The following is a 20,516-nucleotide window of genomic DNA, read 5'->3' as shown; positions in this document are numbered from 1 at the left end:
CGGAAAGTACGGCCGTCCACCCGGGGCGCGGGCAGGCCGGCCCTCGTACCGGGCTGCTGCCGCGCGGCACCCGGGCCGGAGCGGAAGGCACCCTGTCGCCGGTACCGCATCCATAGCGAAAGAGTGGGCGTGACCATGGCCGGTGACAGCGCTCGGCACGAGCGGTTGCGGCCCGAGGCGGATGTGGCGGGCCTGTGGCGCGGCTGGCGTCCCGGGGGCGACGCGACCCCGAGAGAAGCCGTGCTGGTGATCGACGGGCATGTGACGATGCGGGTGTGGGACCACGCGCTCGGCCGCCTGGCCGACGCCCTGGCCGAGAGTTTCACCGTCCAGACCGTGACCCTGCTCGGCACGGACGAGGCACTCCCCGCCCGCGTCCGCGCCGAGCAGCCGCTCGACGCACCGGCCGCCGGAACACAGCGCGTGGTCCTGGTGGTCACGGACGCCCTCGCGGCCGGCTGGCATCTCGGTGCGGTACAGCCCCTTCTCCGGCACTGGGCACAGTCCTGGCCCGTGGCGGTGATCGATGCGCTGCCGCCCCACGTCTGGTTCCGTACCGGCCTCGACGTGCTGCACGTCCAGGTCACGTCGCCCCGCCCATGGTCGGCCAATGCCGAGTGGACATGGCACGAACGGGAGCTCCCCGTCTCTCCGGGGGCGGCCCTCTCGGCCCACCCGCACGACGACGAGGCCCCGGTCGCGGTACCCGTACTGTCACTGACGCATCACGGCGCCCACGCCCTGTCCGAGGTCCTCGCCGGGACCGGGCCCCACCCGCAGGACCTGCCCGCGACACAGGCCGGCGTCTGGAAGGGGCGGCCGGACGCGGCTCGGGCCTTTCCCTGGGCAGTGGAGTTCTCCGCCGCTCAGGATCCACCGTCCGCCGTCGATCGAGTGTTCGATTTTCGTGCCGCGGCCTCTCCCGTGGCCTTCCGTCTGGGCACTCGCCTCGCCGCAGCACCGCTCAGCCTGCCGGTCATCCGCCGGCTGATCGGGTCGACTCCGGGGGCCGGGCCGGTCCACGCCTCCGAGTTCTTCATGAGCGGGCTGGTCCGCCCCACTGGCGTGCACCACGACGCCCCGGATGCGATCGTCTACGACTTCCTCCCCGATGCCAGGGATGAACTGCTGGCCCAGGGGCGGCGCAGTGCGACCATCCGAACGCTGCGTGAGGTCCGCGAGGTACTGGCCGCGACCCCGGCCACCGCGGCACTGCTCCCCCCTCCCGGCGAATTGTCACAGAAGCCGTCGGTACCGCAGGTCACGGTGAAGAACGCGCCGTTCCTCCGCGTGGAACTTAAGGCGCTGAACGCTTTGTCCGGTTCACACCTTCAGCGCGCCAAATTGTTGCGTCACGCCCTGAAATGGCACGATCAGCGGTATGCAGTACCGCTCGCCAAGGTCCCGCCGCCCACAGCCCCCCTGACACCACCTCCCGCGCCCGGAGCCACCGAAGGAGCCACGCCGATGTCCACCACACCCCAGCGCACTCTGGAGGGAGAACGCGCCGTTCAGCCGCGCGTCTGGGGGAACCTGCCGCCCCGCAACCAGAACTTCACAGGCCGCAGCGAGCTGCTGGATCTTCTCGGCCAGCGCCTGCGGGAGGGCACGACCACCGTTCTGCCCGAGGCGATCCACGGCATGGGCGGCGTCGGAAAGACTCAGCTGGCGATCGAGTACGCGTATTTGCATCAATCGGAATATGACATCGTATGGTGGATCCCCTCGGAGCGGCCCGGCCAGATCGGCCAGTCCCTGGTGGAACTGGCCAAGCGACTGGGCCTGGTGACCACCTCGGAAGCCAACATCGCCGGTCCAGCGGTGCGAGAGGCCCTGCGGGAGGGACGTCCGTACTCCAGGTGGTTGCTGATCTTCGACAACGCGGACAGCCCCGAACAAGTGCGCCCGTACTTCCCGACCGGCGGCACCGGAACCATCCTGGTCACCTCCCGCAACCGCCGCTGGGGACTCGTGGGCGGATCCCTCGAGGTGGACGTGTTCACCCGCGAGGAGAGCAAGGAACTGCTCCGCGGCTCGGGACCTGAGCTCGCCGACGAAGAAGCCGAGGCTCTGGCCGAGGCACTGGGTGACCTGCCACTGGCCCTGGTGCAGGCGGCCGCCTGGCGGGCGGAGACCGGTATGCCGGCGTCCGAGTACCTACGGCTGTTCGAGAGCAAGCGGAACGAACTTCTCGAGACAGCGCCGCCGCCGGACTACCAACTGCCCGTCGCCGCCGCCTGGAACGTCTCACTCGACCACCTGGAGACCCGCAGCCCTGCCGCCCTGCGGCTGCTGCAGCTGTGCTCGTACTTCGCACCCGACCCCATCTCCAGGCAAATCCTGTCCGGCCCGGGATACACCACCATTTTTCCCGAACTGGACGCGGCTCTGAACGACCCGATGAAGCTCGCACGCGCGATACGGGAGATCAACCGCTACTCGCTCGCCCGAATCGACCACCGTACGAACTCCATCGAGATGCACCGGTTGGTCCAGCACGTACTGATCAACCGTATGAGCCCAGAGGAGCAGAACCGCATGCGTGAAGGCGCCCACGCCCTGATGGCGGCCGCGGATCCGAGGACGCCCACCGACCCGGAGAGCTGGCCCCGCTACGCGGAGCTCTACACGCACGTCATCGCCTCCGGCGGCGTCACCTCCGACCAGCCGTGGATGCGCCAGCTGGTGATGAACATCGCCAAATACCTGTACTACTGGGGCGACCACGACGTCTCGCTCGACTTCTCCGAGACCGCCTGGAACGCCTGGGTGGAGCGTTTCGGGGAGGAGGACACACAGACCCTTCTGATGGGGCGCTGGCTGGTCTTCGTCTACCTCATGGTCGGCCGGCACACCGACGCCTCCACCTTGGTGGAGCACATCAGGAGCGTCCACGAGCGCGTCTCGTCGCCCGACAGCGAGGAGTCACTGGACGCCGCCCAGATGGAGGCCGCTGTGCGACGCGCCCAGGGACGCTTCCTGGAGGGCGCCGAACTGGACCGGCTCGTCCACGACCGGGCCCACCGGGCCTTCGGCGACGACGACCCGGCCAGCCTCAACATGGCCCACAACCTGGGTGTGAGTCTGCGCCTGTCCGGTGAGTTCCAGGAGGCGCTGCAACTCGACCGGAAGACGTGGCATCTCAAACTGCGCCTGTTCGGACGCGACGACCAGCGCAGCCTCATCACGGAGAATTCGATCGCCATCGACGTGCGCGAATCGGGCGACTACATCGGGGCGCTCCGGCTGCAGGAAGCCGCACTCGAGGCGTTCCGGGACGTCTTCGGCAACAACAACCCGGCCACGATCAGCACCGAGCGCGAACTGGGCATCGCCAGCCGCAAGGCCGGCAACCATCCCCGTGCGCTGGAGCTGGCCATCAAATCCCACGAGGCGTTCACCCGGCGGTACGGCGACACCCACCCGCAGTCCCTGGCTACCGCACTGCCGCTCGCCATCGCGCTGCGCCAGAACGGCGACCTCGAGGCGGCGCGGGCGCGCGGTGCGCAAGCCTGTTCGGGCTACCGCAAGGTCTTCCATCCTCAGCACCCGTACACCCTGGCCGCGGACGTGGGCCTGGCCGTGTCCGAGCGGCTGCTCGGCCGGCACGGGGAGGCCCGGAGGCTGGACGACGAGGCGGTTGCGGCACTGTCCGAGATCCTCGGCGCCGGTCACCCCTTCACCTTGGTGGCGGCCGTGAACCTGGCCAGCGACCTGGCCGCGCTGGGTGAGCTCGACGAGGCGATCCGCAAGGGACGCGACACCCTGGCGCAGTGCCGGCGCAGCTTCGGACCCGACCACCCGACGACGCTTGCCTGCGCCGCGAACCTCTCACTCGACCTGGTGGCCGCGGGCCAGGAGGATGAGGGAGAGACCGTACGGTCCGACACCCTCGAGCGCATGGCACGGGTACTCAACACGCAGCACGGCGACGAGGAGGCCTCTCCGCACCCGGCGGCCGTCGCCTTCCTCAACGGTGAACGGGCGAACTGCGACATCGACCCCATGCCGTTGTAGAGGCCCGCTTCCGGCTCCACAAGGAGGCGGAACGCGATGGAGTACTTGCGTCACGGCCGGCGGTCCCGAAGCCCTCAGCCCGGCGGCCAGGCCCCTGGCCGGGTCCGGCCCAGCCATGCGGCCAGGGCCACCGGATCGGGCCGCTCCCCGTACTCCGCCACCAGTGTGTCCCGCACAGCCCGTGCCCATTGCGGCGAGCGGAGCAGGAACCGGGAGGCCACCCTCTGTTCCGGGTCACCGGCCACGGCCCGGCCCAGCGTGGCCCAGGACCCCACCGCGGGTTCCCCGCTCAGCAGCCGGGCCGTCAGTTCCCTCCGCGCGGCCGGGCGATCCCCGGCCGCCAGCAGGACATCGGCGGGCTCGGCACCTCGCACGGCACCCGCCACGGGATCGCTCCAGGCGCCGCCCGGGTTGGTCAGACGATGCCGGGCCAGAACCGCCGTGGCGTCCAGGAAGCAGGCGCCGGCATCCGGCCGCAACGACGACGGTCCCATCCGCACGGACGGCGGACAGGTCTCTCCCCGTCGCCAGGCCCGTACCACCTGGTCCACCGTCTCGGGTGACGGCCGAAGGTGGTGTTCACGCCATCGAGCACGGTGACTGGCCGCCGCTTCCCGTGCCAGCCGCGACTCCTCGCCCGGAACGGGCTCGGCGAGCCACCCGGCACAGATCCGGGCCAGGGATTCCAGGAGCCGGTGTCCCAGGGGGGTCAGCCGCTCGTGTCCGCGGACTCCTTCGAGTGCCGACCACACCGCGTCCCGCCACAGGGCGAACTCGAAATGCGCCAGCGGCGCGTACGCCGCGTCGGCGGCACCACGGTGGGCGCGCCAGAAACGGGTCACGCCGAAGAAGGCGTAGATCCCCTGCAGCAAGCCCTCCAGCGGCCGCGGATCGTCCCGCCACGGCGCGTGGAACAGCTCCGGCCGGTCGTCGGTCCTGTCGGCTCGTCGCACCAGGGGTTCTATGTGCATGAGCGCGCCGAGTTTGACGTGCTGGAACTCGTGCACCAAGGTGGCGGCCAGCTCCGGGCCGTTGTCGGGGAGCGAGACGTTGATCCCTCCGAACGCCTCCGCGGAGGAACTACTGTATGGCCGAAACCTTTCTCCTCTGGGCACGGGCGTGATGGAGATCAAGCCCCGCCGCATCGCCTCCGTCTCGGCCGGTTCGTCGCGCAGCAGCACCTCCCAGGCCTCGCCGAGTGCACATTGCCAGGCCTCGGCCTCCTTCTCGGACAAGGTGCGCGGTGCGTCGGCCCCGGAGAACGAACGAAACGGGTCGTGCTCTTCGAGTGTCAGGGACGCGGCCGTGCCACCCCGCCCCAGCGTGAGGCGCCGGGTGGGCCGCCAGCCCGGCGTACGACGCGTCCACCCGGGCCCCGCGACCACCTCTCCGCCCGGTCCGCTGATCCGCAGGCGCGCCCCGTCCCCCGTGACACGTACAGCCGCCCATGTCTGTGCGGTGGGAAGGACGGCGCACCCCAGACCTGGCAGGGCAACGGCCCCCTCGCGCGCCGGGACCCACAAGGTGAAGGCGATACCCGCCGCGGCCGCCGCAGCCGCGGCCAGCGTCGACAGATGTCCGAGGGTCACCCAGACGGGTGCCTCGTCGTGCGCGGCGCCCTTCAGTTGCCGCAGGGCCGAGGAGACCCAGGTCCCGGTCCCCGGTGCCATCAGGACACCGTCGACCGCCTCCGGGGCTTCGAGCTGCGCCCTCTCGAGCAGCTCCCAGGCGTCATGGACGGACAGGGGCGGTTCGTCGTCACCTCGGGAACGGCCCGTGCCCCGGTCCAGGAGGGCCCGCAGCAGCAGCAGTCGTCGACTGCGCTCCGCGCCCAGCAGCTCATCGATGACTTCGCCCCCACCGCCGCCCCGCACGAGCCCACGCAAACCGGATTCCGAGATGCTGTGAAATACGGATCGATCAACAGGCGTGCTGTCCGCGGGACGCACCGGCACTCTCCCTGCACACGGCTACAGTTCCTGGTCTCCCAGCCCTGTGTGCGTCTGGTTGACGCCGGCCACCGTGATCGCATGGGGATCTTCGACATCGGCCAGCAACCGTTCAAGTGACGCGGACATGACTGGGCCGTCAAGGGAACGCAGCGCCTCGAGTGACACTCCCGAGAGGTCCATGAGTCCGGACTCAAAGGCCGGCGTCGCCCGCTCCACGGCTGCCAAGTCCCCTCCCCGTATGGTCTTCGTCGCGCCGTCATTCCTCCTTCATCATGACCCAGGGGGCGGTGGGCCGAAACCCTGTGTACCGGCCAGTTGCCACATCAAGTCAGTTGTGACGCATGACCAGTTCGGCCGCCACCCGCTCCACCGCGCGCAGTTCCTCCGAGTCCTCTTCCCATGTCCGCAGCTCCGCCATGAACGTGTCGAGGGTGCCGGGGTAGCGCAGGCAGGTACGCACCACGCCGTACACCTCGAACCTCAGCCGGTCGTCGCGCGGCCGGTGGGCGGCCACCCGCGGGTCGATTCCCTGCAGGACGGCATCGAGTCCGTTCGGTCTGCGCAGCGTGGGCAGAGCCGTCAACGCGTCCACCAGATCCCTGAGTTCGGAGAGGGTGAGAGTGTGCGGCAACGCACTGAGGGACGGCTGGTGCGGGGGCGGCTGAGGTGCCGTCGCTCCTGGTCGGGGAAGGGGCGCCGGGCCGGGCCGGGCCGGAAGACCGGCGCGGGTCCGGAGCAGTTCGAGTTCGGCCGGGGTGAGCAGCTCGTACCAGCGCTGCACCCGCACGGCCGCGAGCCGGCCGAGCCCGTCGGAACGGTGGTGGGTGGTGATGAGTCCGATGACGGCACCGTCGGACCAGAGCGGGGCCCCGGACATGCCCTCCCACGGAGAACGCTCCGGTTCGACGTCGTCGGCAGGTGGCGGGACGGAGACTTCCAGCGTTCCCGCCCGACGGTTGGACAGCGCCGACACCGATCCGTCGACGTGACATGAATCACGGTACCGGCCAGGTGGGCCGTCGGTGCGGCGACGGCCGGGCCCGGTGTCCTCGCGGAGTTTGAACCGCGGGAAGCCGACTGCGCTGACGGGCAGGGTAACGGCGGTTTCGGGTATGACCGCGTAGCGAGGCGCGCAATGGACCGGGACGGCCTCGGGTGGCAGGTCGGAGAGTTCGAGCAGGGCGAGATCCGCGGGGCCGGAGTTGAGGACGACGCGCGCTTCACAGATCCACTCGGTGGAACGGTCGGCGTCGAAACGGACCCGGATCGTGGTTGCGGGAAGCTTCACGAGATGGGCGGCCGTGAGGACGTACCGGTCGGTGACGCGGTAGCCGGAGCCCCTGCGGCCCGGCGCCCCGCCGGGGCGGCCGACGATCACCTCTGCCACCCGGGCCATCTCCGGCCCGCTCACTCCCTGTCGCCGTTCACTCACACCGGGCCTCTACCCCCTGGGCCGGCTCGGCAAATGTGGGGACGCCCGCAAAACGAAGAGGACCCGCAGCCGTACCGGCCGGGGCCCTCAATACACGTGTCGATGATGCTGAGTGTCCGAGGGGGGACTTGAACCCCCACGCCCGATAAAGGGCACTAGCACCTCAAGCTAGCGCGTCTGCCATTCCGCCACCCGGACAAGGTGTCCGCCGCCGTGCCGGGGTGTTCCCCGCGGCGACATGGACAACCATACCAAGGTTTGGCAGTGCCTTTCACCTGCGTTTCCGTGCCTGGGCGCGGGTGCGTGGCCGTGTCGGGGCGGCCCTTCCCGCGAGCTCCGCGGGACGGGCCGCCGCCGGACGGCCGGGCGGTGCGGCTAGCAGCGCCGCGTGCGCAGGGCCGCCATGTTGTCGTAGCTGATCTTCGCCTCCCGCAGCGACTGCGCGGGATCGGTGGCGCTCGGGGAGTTGTCGTCCTCGACCATCGGGTTGTGGTAGTTGCGCTGCCCGACCCGCGAGAAGAACGTCGTGTAGTCGATGTCCCCGGTTCCGAACGGCACCATGTCGTAGCCCATGCCGTTGGTGGCGCTGACCACGCCGTCCTTGGCGTGGAACAGCGGGTAGCGCTTGTTGTGCCGGGCGACCAGGCCCGCCGGGTCGAAGACGCTTCTGCGGGTTGAGCCGTCGTGTGCGGTGTACGTGTGGAACTTGTACTGGGCGACGTGCGCCCAGAAGACGTCCATCTCCAGCCAGACGAGCCGGGGGTCGGTGATCTTCAGGAAGTACTCGAGCTTCCGGATGCCCGAGCTGCGGGTCGGGCGGCCCTGGTCGTCCAGCGGGCCGCCGTCGAGCAGGAAACCGTAGGCGCTGTCGTGGTTGTGGGTGTAGAGCTTGATGCCCTCGCGGCGGGCCATCTCGCCCATGGCGTTCCACTTGTCGGCGGCCACGTCCCAGTCGGCGCGGTGGGAGCTGCCGGTGGGGTCGCCGCCGGTGCCCATGTGCTCCATGCCGAGGATGTTGGCGATCTCCAGGTGCTTCTTGAAGGTGTCCTTGTCCGCCTCGGTCAGGGGCCAGGAGGGCGGGATGAAGCCGTGGTTGCCCTGGGCGCGCAGACCGTGGTCGTCGAGCCACGAGCGCAGCAGCCTGGCGCCCTGGACGGATTCCAGGTTGTCGCCGCCGGGCGCGTTCGCGTGCTGGCGGTACCCCGCGAACTCGACCTGGCGGTAGCCGTGGCGGGCCAGTTGCCTGAACACCTCGCGGAAACCCGAGGGCAGGTCGCTCGCGAGGGGGTCGCGGGCGGTGGCGTCACGCACGGTGTAGAGGATGATGCCGCGCTTGTGCGGGGGGACGAGCACGTGGCCGCGTCCGTGCGCGTGGTCGTGGTCTCCGCCGCGGTCCTGGGCCAGGGCGGGGGCCGCGCCGAAGACGGGCGCCGCGACGGCTCCCGCCGCCACGGCGGTGCAGGTGCTGAGGAAACGGCGCCGGCCCAGACCGAGGCTGCGGCGCAGGCCCTCGTCCGGGGTGGCGGCGGTGGCGGCATCGGTGCGGGAGGGGTCGGAATACGGGGTCACGAGTGGCCTGCCTTCGCGGTCGTGGCCGGTTCCGGTGCCGCCGGGACCGGCCGTTGTCAGTGCCGTGTGTTTCACTCTCGGTAGTCGGAATGCGGCGGCCGTGCGTGGTGCGGTGTCAGCCGAGTCCGGCGAGCCGGAGCAGGAGTTGTTTCACATCGGTGGCCGCGACGCGGTCGCCGACGGCGCGGGGGGTGGAGCAGATGAGGAGCGGACCGTCGTCGTCGCTCGCGGGGAGGCGGCCGTGGCTGCCGCGAATAGGTGAGGGGTCCAGCGGCACGACCGCCATGCGGTAGCGCATGCCGAGCTTCTTGCGCGCCAGCGCGGTGGCCGCCTTGACCTTCACGTAGGGGTCGAGGGGGTCCATGAACAGTTCGACCGGGTCGTAGCCGGGTTTGCGGTGGATCTCGACGAGCTGCGCGAAGTCGGGCGCGCGGGCGTCGTCGAGCCAGTAGTAGTACGTGAACCAGGCGTCGGGTTCGGCGACGGCGACCAGTTCGCCGGCGCGCGGATGGTCGAGCTGGTGGGTCTTCTTGCCCTCGTCGTCGAGGAGCTGTTCGATGCCGGGCAGCCCGTCGAGGGCGGCGCGGGTGGCGTCGAGGTCCTCGGGGCGGCGCACGTAGACGTGGGCGATCTGGTGGTCGGCGACCGCGAAGGCGCGGGAGGCCATCGGGTCGAGGTACTCCATGCCGTCCTGGGTGTGCACCTCGAGCAGGCCGGCGCGGCGCAGGGCGCGGTTGATGTCCACGGGCCGGTTCACGCGGGTGATGCCGTACTCGGACAGGGCGACGACGGTACGGCCCTCGGCGCGGGCGTCGTCGAGGAGCGGGGCCACGGCGGTGTCGAGGTCGGCGGCCGCCTTCAGGGAGCGCGGGTCGTCGGGGCCGAAGCGCTGCAGGTCGTAGTCGAGATGAGGGAGGTAGCAGAGCGTCAGGTCGGGGTGGCGGGTGCGCATGACGTGGCGGGTGGCGTCGATGATCCACTGGCTGGAGACCAGGTCGGCGCCAGGTCCCCAGAAGTGGAACAGGGGGAACGTGCCGAACTTCCCGGTGAGTTCGTCGTGCAGGGCGGGAGGCCGGGTGTAGCAGTCGGGTTCCTTGCGGCCGTCGGCGTAGTAGACGGGGCGGGGGGTGACGGTGATGTCGGTGTCGGCGCCCATGGCGTACCACCAGCAGATGTTGGCGACGGTGTAGCCGGGGTGGGCGCGGCGGGCGGCGTCCCAGAGCTTGTCGCCGGCGACGAGACCGTTGTGCTGCCGCCACAGCAGTACGTCGCCGAGCTCGCGGAAGTACCAGCCGTTGCCGACGATGCCGTGCTCCGCGGGCATGGTGCCGGTGAGGAAGGTGGACTGGGCGGCGCAGGTCACGGCGGGCAGGACGGTGCCCAGCGGGGCGCGGGAGCCGGACTGGCCGAGCGACTTGAGGTGGGGCATGTGGTCGAGCAGACGGGGGGTGAGGCCCACGACGTCGAGGACGAGAAGGGGGGTGGGACCGCTCATGGGAGTTCCTTCAGGCCGAGGTCCGTCAGGAGGTCGCGGGCCAGGGTGAGTTCGGCGGCGATGCCGTCGGCGAGCTGGGACCGGCCGCGGGGGCGCAGGGGGGGCGGGAGGGCCTGCCAGGTGTAGGTCTCGACCTCGAGGTGACGGGTGAGCGGGTGCGGTCCGCCGACGAGCCCGGTCAGGACGGATTTCAGGACGGGCAGCGTGGAGGTGAGGGGCGCGGCGGGGGCCGCGTGCAGCGGAACGTGGAAGTGGGCGCGCCAGGGTGCCGCGTCGGGCAGGGTGTCGGCGGTCAGGGCCTCGTCGAGGTCGTCGGTGCCGCGCAGGCCGGCCAGGGTGGAGGTGCGGGTCTGGTGCAGGAAGCGGGGTTCGGCGAAGGCGGCCAGGGCCTCGCGTACCTCGGGGAGGTGGGGGTGTTCGGCGTGCAGGGCGGCCGACAGCTGGGACTTGACCACGGGCACGCCGGCCCGGGTGAGGTCGTCCAGGGCGGCGTGCGGGTCCTCGAAGGAGGTGGCGAGGTGGCAGGTGTCGACGCAGATGCCGACGCGGTCGTGGCCGATCGCGGTGAGCGGGGCGATGGCGTCTCGGGTGGTCTCGACGACGCAGCCGGGTTCGGGTTCCAGGGCGACGCGGATGGAGCGTCCGGTCAGCTCCTGGAGCGCGTCGAGGCGGTCGGCGAGGGTGCGCAGGGCGGTGCGGGCCGTCTCGGCGCGCTGTTCGTCGTAGGCGGTGCGCCAGGCGAGGGGGAGGGTGGAGATGCTGCCGTCGGTGACGTCGTCGGGGAGCAGTCCGGCGAGGACCCGGGCCAGGGCGGCGGTGTGCTCCAGGCGTTCGGGATCGGCCCAGTCCGGTGTGTAGACGCGGTACTTCACCTCCTCGGCGCCGAAGCCCTCGTAGGGGAAGCCGTTGAGGGTGACGACCTCCAGGCCGCGCCGTTCGAGTTCGCAGCGCAGTCCGCGCAGGGCGGACGGGTCGGTCGCGAGGGCGTGGGCGGCGTCCTTGGCGAGCCACAGGCCGATGCCGAGCCTGTCCCGGCCGAGGCGGCGGCGGACGGGCTCGCAGTGGTCGCGGAGCTGGGCGAGGACGCCGTCGAGGGTCTCGGCGGGGTGGACGTTGGTGCAGTAGGCGAGGTGGACGGTGGAGCCGTCGGGGTGGCGGAAGCGCATGGCTCACGCCTCCGTGGCACAGGCGCCGGCGGCCCGTGGTTCGTCCCTGGGTGCGCCGCGCAGGATGGAGTTGCCCTCGTGGGTGGCGTCCGTGGCGGTGACGTCGAGGCTCAGGCGGCCGCTGAGTCCGTAGAAGGCGACGGGGTTGCGCCACAGCACCCGGTCGACGTCGTCCTCGGAGAAGCCCTCGGCGAGCATCAGGTCGGCGACCTTGCGGGTCTTGAGCGGGTCGCTCCTCCCCCAGTCGGCGGCGGAGTTCACCAGGACCCGCTCGGGGCCGTGGGCGCGGAGGATCGCGACCATCCGCTCCTCGTCCATCTTGGTGTCCGGGTAGACGGAGAAGCCGAGCCAGGCGCCGCTGTCCCTGGCCTCCTTGACGGTGGTCTCGTTGAGGTGGTCGACCAGGACGCGGTCCATCGGCAGCGCGGACTCGCGGACCACGTCGAGGGTGCGGCGCAGCCCGGCGAGCTTGTCGCGGTGCGGGGTGTGCACCAGCGCGGGCAGTCCGTGGTCGGCGGCGAGCTGGAGCTGGGCGGCGAGGGCGGTGTCCTCGGCGGGCGTCATGGAGTCGTAGCCGATCTCGCCGACGGCGACCACGTTGTCCTTGACGAGATACCGGGGCAGCGCGTCGAGGACGGGCGTGCAGCGGGGGTCGTTGGCCTCCTTCGGGTTGAGGGCGAGCGTGCAGTGGTGGGCGATGCCGTACTGGGCGGCGCGGAAGGGTTCCCAGCCGAGGAGGGAGTCGAAGTAGTCGAGGAAGGAGGCCGGGGAGGTGCGGGGCTGACCGAGCCAGAAGGCGGGTTCGACGACGGCGCGGACGCCCGCGGCGTACATGGCCTCGTAGTCGTCGGTGGTGCGCGACGTCATGTGGATGTGGGGGTCGAAGATGCGCATCAGGACTCCTTGCCGTGGGGGTCGTCCGTGCCGTGGAGGTCGTCCGTGCCGGGTGCCGGGGCGGCGGCGGACTCGGTCAGGGCCAGAACGCGGCGCAGGTCCTCCGGAACCGTGCGGCCGGCGGCGCCGCGCTCCTCGGCGTAGTCGCCGAGCATGCGGCCGAGTTCGGCGTCGCCCCGGGCGCGCCGGGCCAGGTCCGCCACGTGGTCGAGGGCGACGCCGGTGAAGAGGCACTTCAGTACGGCGTGCCGCCAGGCGTGGGCGTCCAGGTGGCGGGCGCCGTAGGGGCCGAGGGCGGCGGCGACGAGCCGGGTGTCGTTGGTACGCAGGGCGTCCTCGACGAGCGGCAGGGCGTCGGGGCCGGGCACCAGGTGCGGCAGGGCGTGCAGGACGGCGCGGCGTTCGTCGGCGGTGCCCTGGAAGTAGACCCGGGTCAGGGCGTCGGCGTCGGCGCGGGCCGCGTGCAGGACGAGCACGCGGGCGGCGTCGGCGTGGACGGGACCGCAGCGGCGGCCGGCCTCGGCCAGGCGCAGCTCCCACACCGAGATGGGGCCGTGGGTGCCGGGGTGGGCGGCGGCCTCGTCGAGGGCCTGGTCGAGCCAGGCGCGGGCGGCTCCGCCCAGCAGGCCGGTGAGGCGGCGGTGCAGCTCGGCGGGCGGGGTGAGGGCCGGGCTGGTGCCGGCACCGGGGGTCGCCGGTCTGCCGGTGATGTCTGCGGCCGGGGTGGCCGGGGTGGCACGGGGGCGGGTCATGGCGTGCTGCTCCCTTCGGGGGTGACGGAGGGATCGCCGTGCGAGGGGACGGGGACGACAGGGGCGGCGCTCGCCGCGAGCCGGGCGGCGCGGCGGAGGAACGGCAGGGAGTGGGCGGCGAACCGGGGGCCCGCGTGGGAGTGGCGGGGCAGTTCGACGACGGTCAGGCCCTGGTATCCGGTGGTGGCGAGGGCCGCCAGGACGGGCGGGAAGTCGATCTCGCCGTCTCCGAGGGGGAGGTGTTCGTGGACGCCTCGGCGCATGTCCTCGATCTGGACGTGGCGCAGCCAGGGGGCGGCCTCGCGCACGCAGTCCGCGGGAGGGAGGGGTTCGAGGCACTGGCAGTGGCCGATGTCCAGGGTGAGGCCGAGGGGCTCCGGGTCGCCGAGGGTGCGGCGCAGGTGGTGGAAGTCGGCGAGGGTGGCGAGGAGGTGACCGGGTTCGGGTTCGACGGCGAGGGGCACCCCGGCGCCGGCGGCGGCGTCCAGGACGGGGGTGAGGGTCTCGGCGAGACGTTTCCAGGCGGTGTCCTCGTCGGTGCCGTCGGGGACGGTCCCGCTGAAGCAGTGCACGGCGTGCGCGCCCAGGTCGGCGGCGACCCGGACCGCGCGCACCAGGAGATCGGCGCGGCGGGCGCGGTCGTCGGGGCCGGGGTCCAGCAGCGAGGGGCCGTGCTTGCGGCGGGGGTCGAGCACGTAGCGGGCGCCCGTCTCCACCGTGACACCGAGACCGAGCTCGTCCAGCCGGTGCGCGACCCGGCGGGTGCGGGCGGCGAGGCCGGGGGCGAGCGGGTCGAGGTGCATGTGGTCGAGGGTCAGGCCCACGCCGTCGTAGCCGAGGTCGGCGAGGAGGGCGAGGGCGTCGTCGAGGCGGAGGTCGGCGAGGCCGTTGGTGCCGTAGCCGAAGCGGAGGGGGGCCGCGGTGACGTCGCTGGGGTTCCGGCTCACGTGATGCTCACCTTCCTCATGGCGGCCCGTCGCGCGAACGCGCGGCCGGCCGGGACGAGGGACGCGATCAGGAGGGACGTGGCGGCCGCGCCCGAGCGGGCGGCGAGCGCGGCCTGGAGCGGGACGGTGGCCCGGACACCGCCGCCGACGGCGCGCTGCGTGAGCGGGGGTGAGGGGTTGAGCGCGGCGTGGACGTAGGGCCGGGCGGCCGTGGCGGCGTAGGCGGCGCCCAGGGCGGCGGCGAGGAAGCCGGTGGTCCCGGGCGGTCCCCCGGACGGGCCGGAGCCCGGCAGGCCGGGGGCGGCTGCTGCCCGCCGGCCTGCCGGGAGTCGGGTGCGGCGGGGGGTGACCAGCCGCGTCAGCACCCCCGTCGTCGCGAGCGCCGCCAGCGGGGCCAGCACCGAACCGCCGGTGGTCTCCCGGCGGGACACGGTCGTGACCGCGAGGGTGTGGCTGCCGAGCAGCGCGGCGGACGGCAGCGCGGCCCGGGTGCCGGCGCCGGTCACGGCGGCTCCCAGGAGCAGGTCAAGACCGCGGGCGGCGGCCATGGCCGCGGGCCCGGCGGGCGTGTGCTTCAGCGCCAGGTCGTAGGCCCAGACGGTCGCCGCCAGCGGCGCGGCCACCGCGAGGGCGGGCCGGCCCGCGCGGGCGGCGAGCACCAGTCCGGCGCCGGTGAGACCGCAGGCGGCGGTGAGGGCGGCGGAGGGCTTGATCCGGCCGGAGGGAATCGGGCGGTGCGGGCGCTCCGCGGCGTCCTCGGCACGGTCCGCCCAGTCGTTGAGGGCCATGCCGGCCTCGTACAGGCAGAGGGAGGAGCCGATGGCGAGCAGGGTGCGCGGGCCGGGACGCGCACCGGTCGCCGCCGCACCGGCCAGGGCGTCGCCGGGGACGGTGAAGAGGGCGGGCAGCCGCAGCAGTTCGGCCCACGCGCCCACGCGGTCACGGCGGGACGCGGCGCCGGCGTCGGGCACGGTGGCGTCCCGGGTGGCCCGGAGACGGCCCGGCGTCGTCGGCGGGGCCGTGCGCTGTGCCGGGATGGTCGTGCGGCTCATCGGCGGGATCCCTGGCCGTCGGCGTCGTCGCGCAGGCGCTCGGCAAGGCTCTTCAGCTCCGCGTACTGCTCGGCCAGTGACGACGGGCCGTCGCCGACCGGGTCCTTGAAGTAGAAGCCCAGTTCGCGCAGCGGCCCGGACAGGCCCTTCTCCCGGGCGCGGACGGCCAGCCGGGCCAGGTCGAGGACGAGCGGGGCGGCGAGTGCCGAGTCGCAGCCCTGCCAGATCGTCTGCAGGATCATGCGGGAGCCGAGGAAGCCGTCGAAGGCGATGTGGTCCCAGGCCGTCTTCCAGTCGCCGAGCGCGGGCACGTCGTCGATGTGGACCTCGCCCTCGGGCGCGGCACCGAGGGTGTCGGCGAGGACGCGTTCCTTGCCGGCGTTCTTGGCGGCGGCGGCCGCGGGGTCGGCGAGGGCGGCGCCGTCGCCGCCGCCCAGCAGGTTGGTGCCGGACCAGGCGCGCACGGGGAGGGCGCGCTGCCGGAACATCGGGCCGAGGACGGAGCGCAGCAGCGTCTGACCGGTCTTGCCGTCGCGGCCGGCGTACGGCAGGCCCGAGGACTCGGCGAGCGGAGCCAGCGCCGGGTGGTGCAGGCCCGTGGACGGGGTGAAGTTCACGTAGGGGCAGCCGGCGCGCAGGGCGGCCGCCGCGTAGAGGGAGCTGGGCGGCAGGGAGCCGTCGGTGGGGGCGGGTTCGGTGGAGGCGACGTTCACCACGACGGCGCCCGCGAGGTTCTGGCGGCGCACGAAGTCGCGGATGTCGGCCGCGAACACGTCGATCCACTGGTCCGGGGTTCTGCCGGTGTCGCCGGGCAGGGGGCCGCCGGGCCTGATCTCCCGGTCGGCGGCGACGAGTTCGGCGTGCACGGCGGACGGCAGGCCGTGCGGCAGGACGCCGCCCTCGGCGAGGTGTTCCGCACGCTTGGGCAGCGGGCAGTCGACGGTGTCGTGACCGCCGAAGACGAGGGACGACAACGATGGCAGAGCGCACGGGGCGAAGTCGGGGGTCTCGGTGACCATGCCGGTCGGCGGGTGGAGCCCGGCGGCGACGGCGGCGCAGCCCGCGACGGCGGTCGTGGCCACGGATCCGCGTGCCCCGATGAACCAGACGCCGTGGCGGGGGGCCGTGGAGGGGGTGGGGAGGGACGGTTCGGCGGACATGGGCAGCCTCCTTGTCGTACGCGAACCCGGTGCGAGCGCCGGAAGCGGATCGACGGGTGCCGGGCACGGGGTCCGGCGGGGTGCCGGACCCCGTGCCCGGCGGGACGGCGGGCGGAGGTCCGGCGTCCTCCGCCCGCCGCCGTTCGGGTCGCCCTAGGAGGGCAGTTCCTTCAGCTGGATGTCGCGGAAGGAGACCTGGTCGGCGGCGCCGTGGTTCTGCAGACCGATGTAGCCGTCGGTCAGGCTCCGCTCGGGGTCCTTGTTGGTGAAGTCGTTGATCCTGACTCCGTTGAGGAACACCTGAAGGCGTTCGCCCTGGACCTTGATCTCGTAGGAGTTCCACTGGCCGGGCGGCCGCAGGACCTGGTCACGGGCCTTGATGTTCGCCGACTTGAACGAGTAGACGGAGCCCGTGGTGCGGTCCGGCGCGTCCGTGGCGTCGATCTGGATCTCGTAGCCCTTGTTCACCGCGGACCAGGGGTCGTCGGAGGCCGGGAAGCCCACGAAGACACCGGAGTTGTCGTCGCCCCGCATCTTCCAGTCGAGCTTGAGCGAGTACGACGTCAGCTCCTTGGCCTGGTACCACAGCAGGCCCATGCCGCCCTCGGACTCCAGGGTGCCGTCCTTGGCGACGAACTTTCCGGGGCCGGCCTGCTTCCAGCCGTCCAGGGTCTCGCCGTTGAAGATCTCCCGGTAGCCCTTGTCCGGCTTGCAGTCCGCCTTGACCTGGCCGGTGGCGTACTGCAGACCGCCGAGCAGATGGGCGCGGAAGGCCTCCTCGGCGTACGACTCCTTGGTGTGGCCGCCGCCGGTGTAGAAGGAGCGGCCGCCGCCGTAGCTCTGGCACCAGGCGATCGGGTGGTCGCCCTTCATGGTGCCGCCCTCGTAGGTCGTCTCGTCGAGGGTGGCGAGGACCTTGGCCTGCTCACGCGGGTTGGTGCGGTAGTTGTACCACTCGTCGGTGCGCTCCCACGCGTCGTCCAGGTGCGCGGTGGCCGGGTGGTCGTGGTCGTGGACGCGTACGGTGGCCTTCTGGATGGCCGGGTGCGAGTCGAAGTAGGCGCCCACGAGACCGCCGTAGAACTCCCAGTCGTACTCGGTGTCGGCGGCGGCGTGGATGCCCATGTAGCCGCCGCCGTTCTTGACGTAGTTCTCGAACGCCTTCTGCTGGTCGGCGTTGAGCACGTCGCCGGTGGTGGACAGGAAGGCCACGGCGTCGTACTTGGCGAGGTTGGCCGTGGTGAACTGCCCGGCCTCCTCGGTCGAGGTGACCGAGATGCCGGCAGGTCCGCCGAGTTCCTTCAGCGCGGCGATGCCCTCGGGGATGGAGTCGTGCCGGAAGCCCGCCGTCCTGGAGAAGACCAGGACCTTCTTGCCGGCCCTGAACGGCTCCTTGGAGAACTCGAAGTCGTCCACGTCGTACAGCGCGCCGTCGCCGCCCCGGAAGACCAGGTAGATCTCCGTGGTGCGCTTCGGCAGCGACCGCAGCGGCACGTCGACGTCCTGGAACGTCTCCCAGCCGCCGGTCGGCGGGATGTACGCCGAGCCGTGCAGCTTGCCGTCGGGCGAGCCGGTGCGCAGTTCGATGAAGCCGCCCGCGCCGCCGGAGGAGGCCCGCACGGTCATCTTCTTCTGCCCGTCGAACCGGTAGGGGCTGAAGGAGATCCAGTCGCCGTCGCTGATGTCGCCGACGGTCTTGCCGCCGTTGGCCTGCGCCTTGTCGTACGTCGTCACGCCCGACTGGGTGGTGAAGTGCTCGGCCTGGCGGTGCAGCGGCTGGAGGACGGTGCGCGCGGTGCCGGTCAGGGCCTCCTGGCCGTTCGCCCCGCCGTCGGTGTAGCTGGCGCCGACGACTCCGTAGATGTTGGCGTTGGGGTCGTGGCCGCCGTCACCGGCGGGCGGCTTCAGGGTCCCCTCACAGCCCGTCTCGCTGGTCAGCTCGTGGGCGTGGGAGTCGTGGCCGAGGCTGTAGGCGACCTTGACCCTGGAGCAGTCGACGGTCTCCTCGGGGTCGGTGACGGTCACCTTGAACGGGACGGGCTCGCCGAAGGCGGCCATGCTGCCGTTGCCGGGAACCTCGATCTTCACCTTGGGCTCGGTGTTGCCGACCACGATCCGGACGCTGGCGTTGCCTGTGTTGCCCTCGGGGTCCCTGGCGGTGAAGGTGGCGCTGTAGGTGCCGGTCTTCTTGTACCGGTGGGTGGGGCTGAGGCCCTCGCCCTTGGTGCCGTCGCCGAAGTCCCAGCTGTAGGTGAGGTCCGTGGAGTCGGCGTCCTTGGCGGAGGCGGTGAACCGGACCTTGAGGCCTGCCGCGCCGGAGGTCTTGTCGGCGCTCACCTCGGCGATCGGGGAGAAGCCGTCCTCGGCGTTCTCGATCCGGTACAGCGCGGAGTGCTCGTCGCCCTGGAACCAGGAGACGCCGTAGTCCAGGACGTAGAGCGCGCCGTCGGGGCCGAACTCCATGTCCATGATCTGGGTGCCGGTCCACGGGAAGTCGTTGATCTTCGCGACGGAGCCGTCCGCGTTCTGCTCGATCCTCTTGATCCAGCGGCGGCCGAACTCGCCGGCGAAGAAGTCGCCGTCGTAGGCCTCGGGGAATTTCACGCTGGAGTCGAGGTCGGGGTCGTAGCGGTAGACGGGGCCCGCCATCGGGGACTCGGATCCGGTGCCGAACTCGGGCAGGGAGCCGCCGTCGTACGGGATCCAGGCGGGCTGGGCGGGCGGCAGGTCGACGAGGCCGGTGTTGTGCGGGGAGGTGTTCTTCGGGGCGGCGCAGTCGAACTTCCCGCCGGACTCCTTGGTGGCGAAGTCATAGTCGAGGTAGGCGTCGTTGTTCCCGGTGCAGAACGGCCAGCCGAAGTTGGCTGCCTCGGTGACCTTGGCGAACTCGACCTGCCCGGCCGGGCCCCTGGTGGGGCTGGCGGCGCCGGCGTCGGGGCCGTAGTCGCCGACGTAGACGGTGCCGGTCTTGTCGTCGACGCTCATCCGGAACGGGTTGCGGAAGCCCATCGCGTAGATCTCCGGGCGGGTCTTCTCGGTGCCCGGCGCGAAGAGGTTGCCCTCCGGGACGGTGTAGGAGCCGTCCTCGGCGACCTTGATACGCAGGATCTTGCCGCGCAGGTCGTTGGTGTTGCCCGAGCTGCGGCGGGCGTCGAAGGCCGGGTTGCGGTCGGGCCGCTCGTCGATCGGCGTGTAACCGTCGGAGGCGAAGGGGTTGGTGTCGTCGCCGGTGGACAGGTACAGGTTGCCGTCCGCGTCGAAGTCGATGTCGCCGCCGACGTGGCAGCAGATGCCGCGGGAGGCGGCGACGTCGAGGACCTTCTTCTCACTGGCCATGTCCAGTGTGCCGTTGGCGTTCAGCACGAAGCGGGAGAGGCGGTTGACGCCGTCGAACTTCTCGAAGTCCTCGGCTGTGCCGGTCTCGGGGGCGTCGCCCGCGGGGGTGTCCAGCGGCGGGGCGTAGTAGAGGTAGATCGCCCGGTTGTTCCTGAAGTCCGGGTCGACTCCGACGCCCTGCAGCCCCTCCTCGTCATGGCTGTAGACGGGGATCTTGCCGGCGACCTTGGTGACGCCGCCCTGGTCGGTGAGGCGCAGCGTGCCGTCGCGCGAGGTGTGCAGGACGCTGCGGTCCGGGAGCACGGCGAGCGACATCGGCTCGCCCGTCTCGGGCTCGCCCTTGGCGAGCGGTACCTGCTGGAACTGTCCCTCGGCGGCCGCCGGTCCGTCGTGTTCCGGGTGGCCGGGGTGGGCGCCGGCGACGGTCGCCGGGGTGCCCACGGCCAGCAGCAGGCCGGTGAACAGCGCGAGGGGCGTGCGGAGTCCGGAACGCCTCGTGGTGCGGGTGGATGTGAGTCTGCTTCTGTGCACGAAGTCCCTCCGGGAACGGGGTGGGGCCGTACGGAACAGGTGCGAAGACGTGTGGTGCGTGCGGGCGCCGGGGTGCGCCGTCACCCCGGAGGCGTGGGTGTCCTGAACACTTCAGGGACGGTAACCGCGTTCTTCCGGGGCGAACACCCCTTGGACCGCGCCCGGTTGACCTTTTTCCCAACTCAGGACAAAGCGGGACGCGGGCAGGCCGGA

Annotated in this window: 13 protein-coding genes and 1 tRNA gene; 1 reads left to right on the top strand and 13 read right to left on the bottom strand. The window is 71.8% G+C overall.

The features are described 5' to 3' along the window. Window positions 1–135 precede the first annotated feature (135 nt). Window positions 136–4,017: an FxSxx-COOH system tetratricopeptide repeat protein gene (fxsT, locus tag F1615_RS23050; protein WP_149550952.1), complete on the top strand. Its 3,882-nt coding sequence runs from the start codon at window positions 136–138 to the stop codon at window positions 4,015–4,017. A gap of 74 nt (window positions 4,018–4,091) precedes the next feature. Here the strand turns inward: fxsT and F1615_RS23045 are convergent, their stop codons facing one another. The 13 genes from F1615_RS23045 to F1615_RS22985 form a co-directional block, all read right to left on the bottom strand. Next, window positions 4,092–5,903, bottom strand: coding sequence for an HEXXH motif domain-containing protein (locus tag F1615_RS23045; protein WP_167533825.1), 1,812 nt, complete (start codon window positions 5,901–5,903; stop codon window positions 4,092–4,094). Window positions 5,904–5,987: 84 nt separating this feature from the next. Continuing rightward, window positions 5,988–6,194 carry a hypothetical protein gene (locus F1615_RS23040; protein WP_149550950.1) on the bottom strand — a complete coding sequence of 69 codons (207 nt, stop codon included), beginning with the start codon at window positions 6,192–6,194 and terminating at the stop codon, window positions 5,988–5,990. A gap of 103 nt (window positions 6,195–6,297) precedes the next feature. Further along, window positions 6,298–7,401, bottom strand: a complete 1,104-nt coding sequence (locus F1615_RS23035) for an effector-associated domain 2-containing protein (RefSeq protein ID WP_149550949.1) — start codon at window positions 7,399–7,401, stop codon at window positions 6,298–6,300. 113 nt (window positions 7,402–7,514) lie between these two features. Then, window positions 7,515–7,599: transfer RNA gene (locus F1615_RS23030), tRNA-Leu, on the bottom strand. Window positions 7,600–7,776: 177 nt separating this feature from the next. Beyond that, window positions 7,777–8,970, bottom strand: a complete 1,194-nt coding sequence (locus F1615_RS23025; protein ID WP_149550948.1) for a sugar phosphate isomerase/epimerase family protein — start codon at window positions 8,968–8,970, stop codon at window positions 7,777–7,779. 115 nt (window positions 8,971–9,085) lie between these two features. Continuing rightward, window positions 9,086–10,465 (bottom strand): nucleotide pyrophosphatase/phosphodiesterase family protein, encoded by a 1,380-nt coding sequence (locus tag F1615_RS23020; RefSeq protein WP_149550947.1) that lies wholly within the window; start codon window positions 10,463–10,465, stop codon window positions 9,086–9,088. Continuing rightward, a complete protein-coding gene (eboE, locus tag F1615_RS23015) occupies window positions 10,462–11,631 on the bottom strand; it encodes a metabolite traffic protein EboE (RefSeq protein ID WP_149550946.1) in 1,170 nt (389 codons plus the stop codon). Before eboE ends, F1615_RS23020 begins: the two co-directional genes overlap by 4 nt. A gap of 3 nt (window positions 11,632–11,634) precedes the next feature. Continuing rightward, window positions 11,635–12,525: a TatD family hydrolase gene (locus tag F1615_RS23010; RefSeq protein WP_208818379.1), complete on the bottom strand. Its 891-nt coding sequence runs from the start codon at window positions 12,523–12,525 to the stop codon at window positions 11,635–11,637. Beyond that, entirely contained in the window at window positions 12,525–13,277 is a 753-nt protein-coding gene (locus tag F1615_RS23005) for an EboA domain-containing protein (RefSeq protein ID WP_149550945.1), read from the bottom strand. Before F1615_RS23005 ends, F1615_RS23010 begins: the two co-directional genes overlap by 1 nt. After that, window positions 13,274–14,224 carry a sugar phosphate isomerase/epimerase family protein gene (locus tag F1615_RS23000; protein WP_149550944.1) on the bottom strand — a complete coding sequence of 317 codons (951 nt, stop codon included), beginning with the start codon at window positions 14,222–14,224 and terminating at the stop codon, window positions 13,274–13,276. Before F1615_RS23000 ends, F1615_RS23005 begins: the two co-directional genes overlap by 4 nt. Further along, complete coding sequence (locus F1615_RS22995; RefSeq protein ID WP_149550943.1) at window positions 14,221–15,276, bottom strand: SCO3242 family prenyltransferase; 1,056 nt, start codon at window positions 15,274–15,276, stop codon at window positions 14,221–14,223. The genes F1615_RS23000 and F1615_RS22995 overlap by 4 nt, the downstream gene beginning before the upstream one ends. Beyond that, a complete protein-coding gene (locus F1615_RS22990) occupies window positions 15,273–16,436 on the bottom strand; it encodes an inositol-3-phosphate synthase (RefSeq protein WP_149550942.1) in 1,164 nt (387 codons plus the stop codon). Before F1615_RS22990 ends, F1615_RS22995 begins: the two co-directional genes overlap by 4 nt. A 153-nt stretch (window positions 16,437–16,589) precedes the next feature. Further along, the gene (locus tag F1615_RS22985) at window positions 16,590–20,303 is read right to left on the bottom strand and encodes a ThuA domain-containing protein (protein ID WP_149550941.1); all 3,714 of its coding nucleotides are present in this window, start codon (window positions 20,301–20,303) and stop codon (window positions 16,590–16,592) included. Between the last annotated feature and the right edge of the window lie 213 nt (window positions 20,304–20,516).

This window comes from Streptomyces marokkonensis (assembly GCF_008312835.1).
Lineage (GTDB): Bacteria > Actinomycetota > Actinomycetes > Streptomycetales > Streptomycetaceae > Streptomyces > Streptomyces marokkonensis_A.
This window is presented reverse-complemented; position numbering and strand designations above follow the sequence as displayed.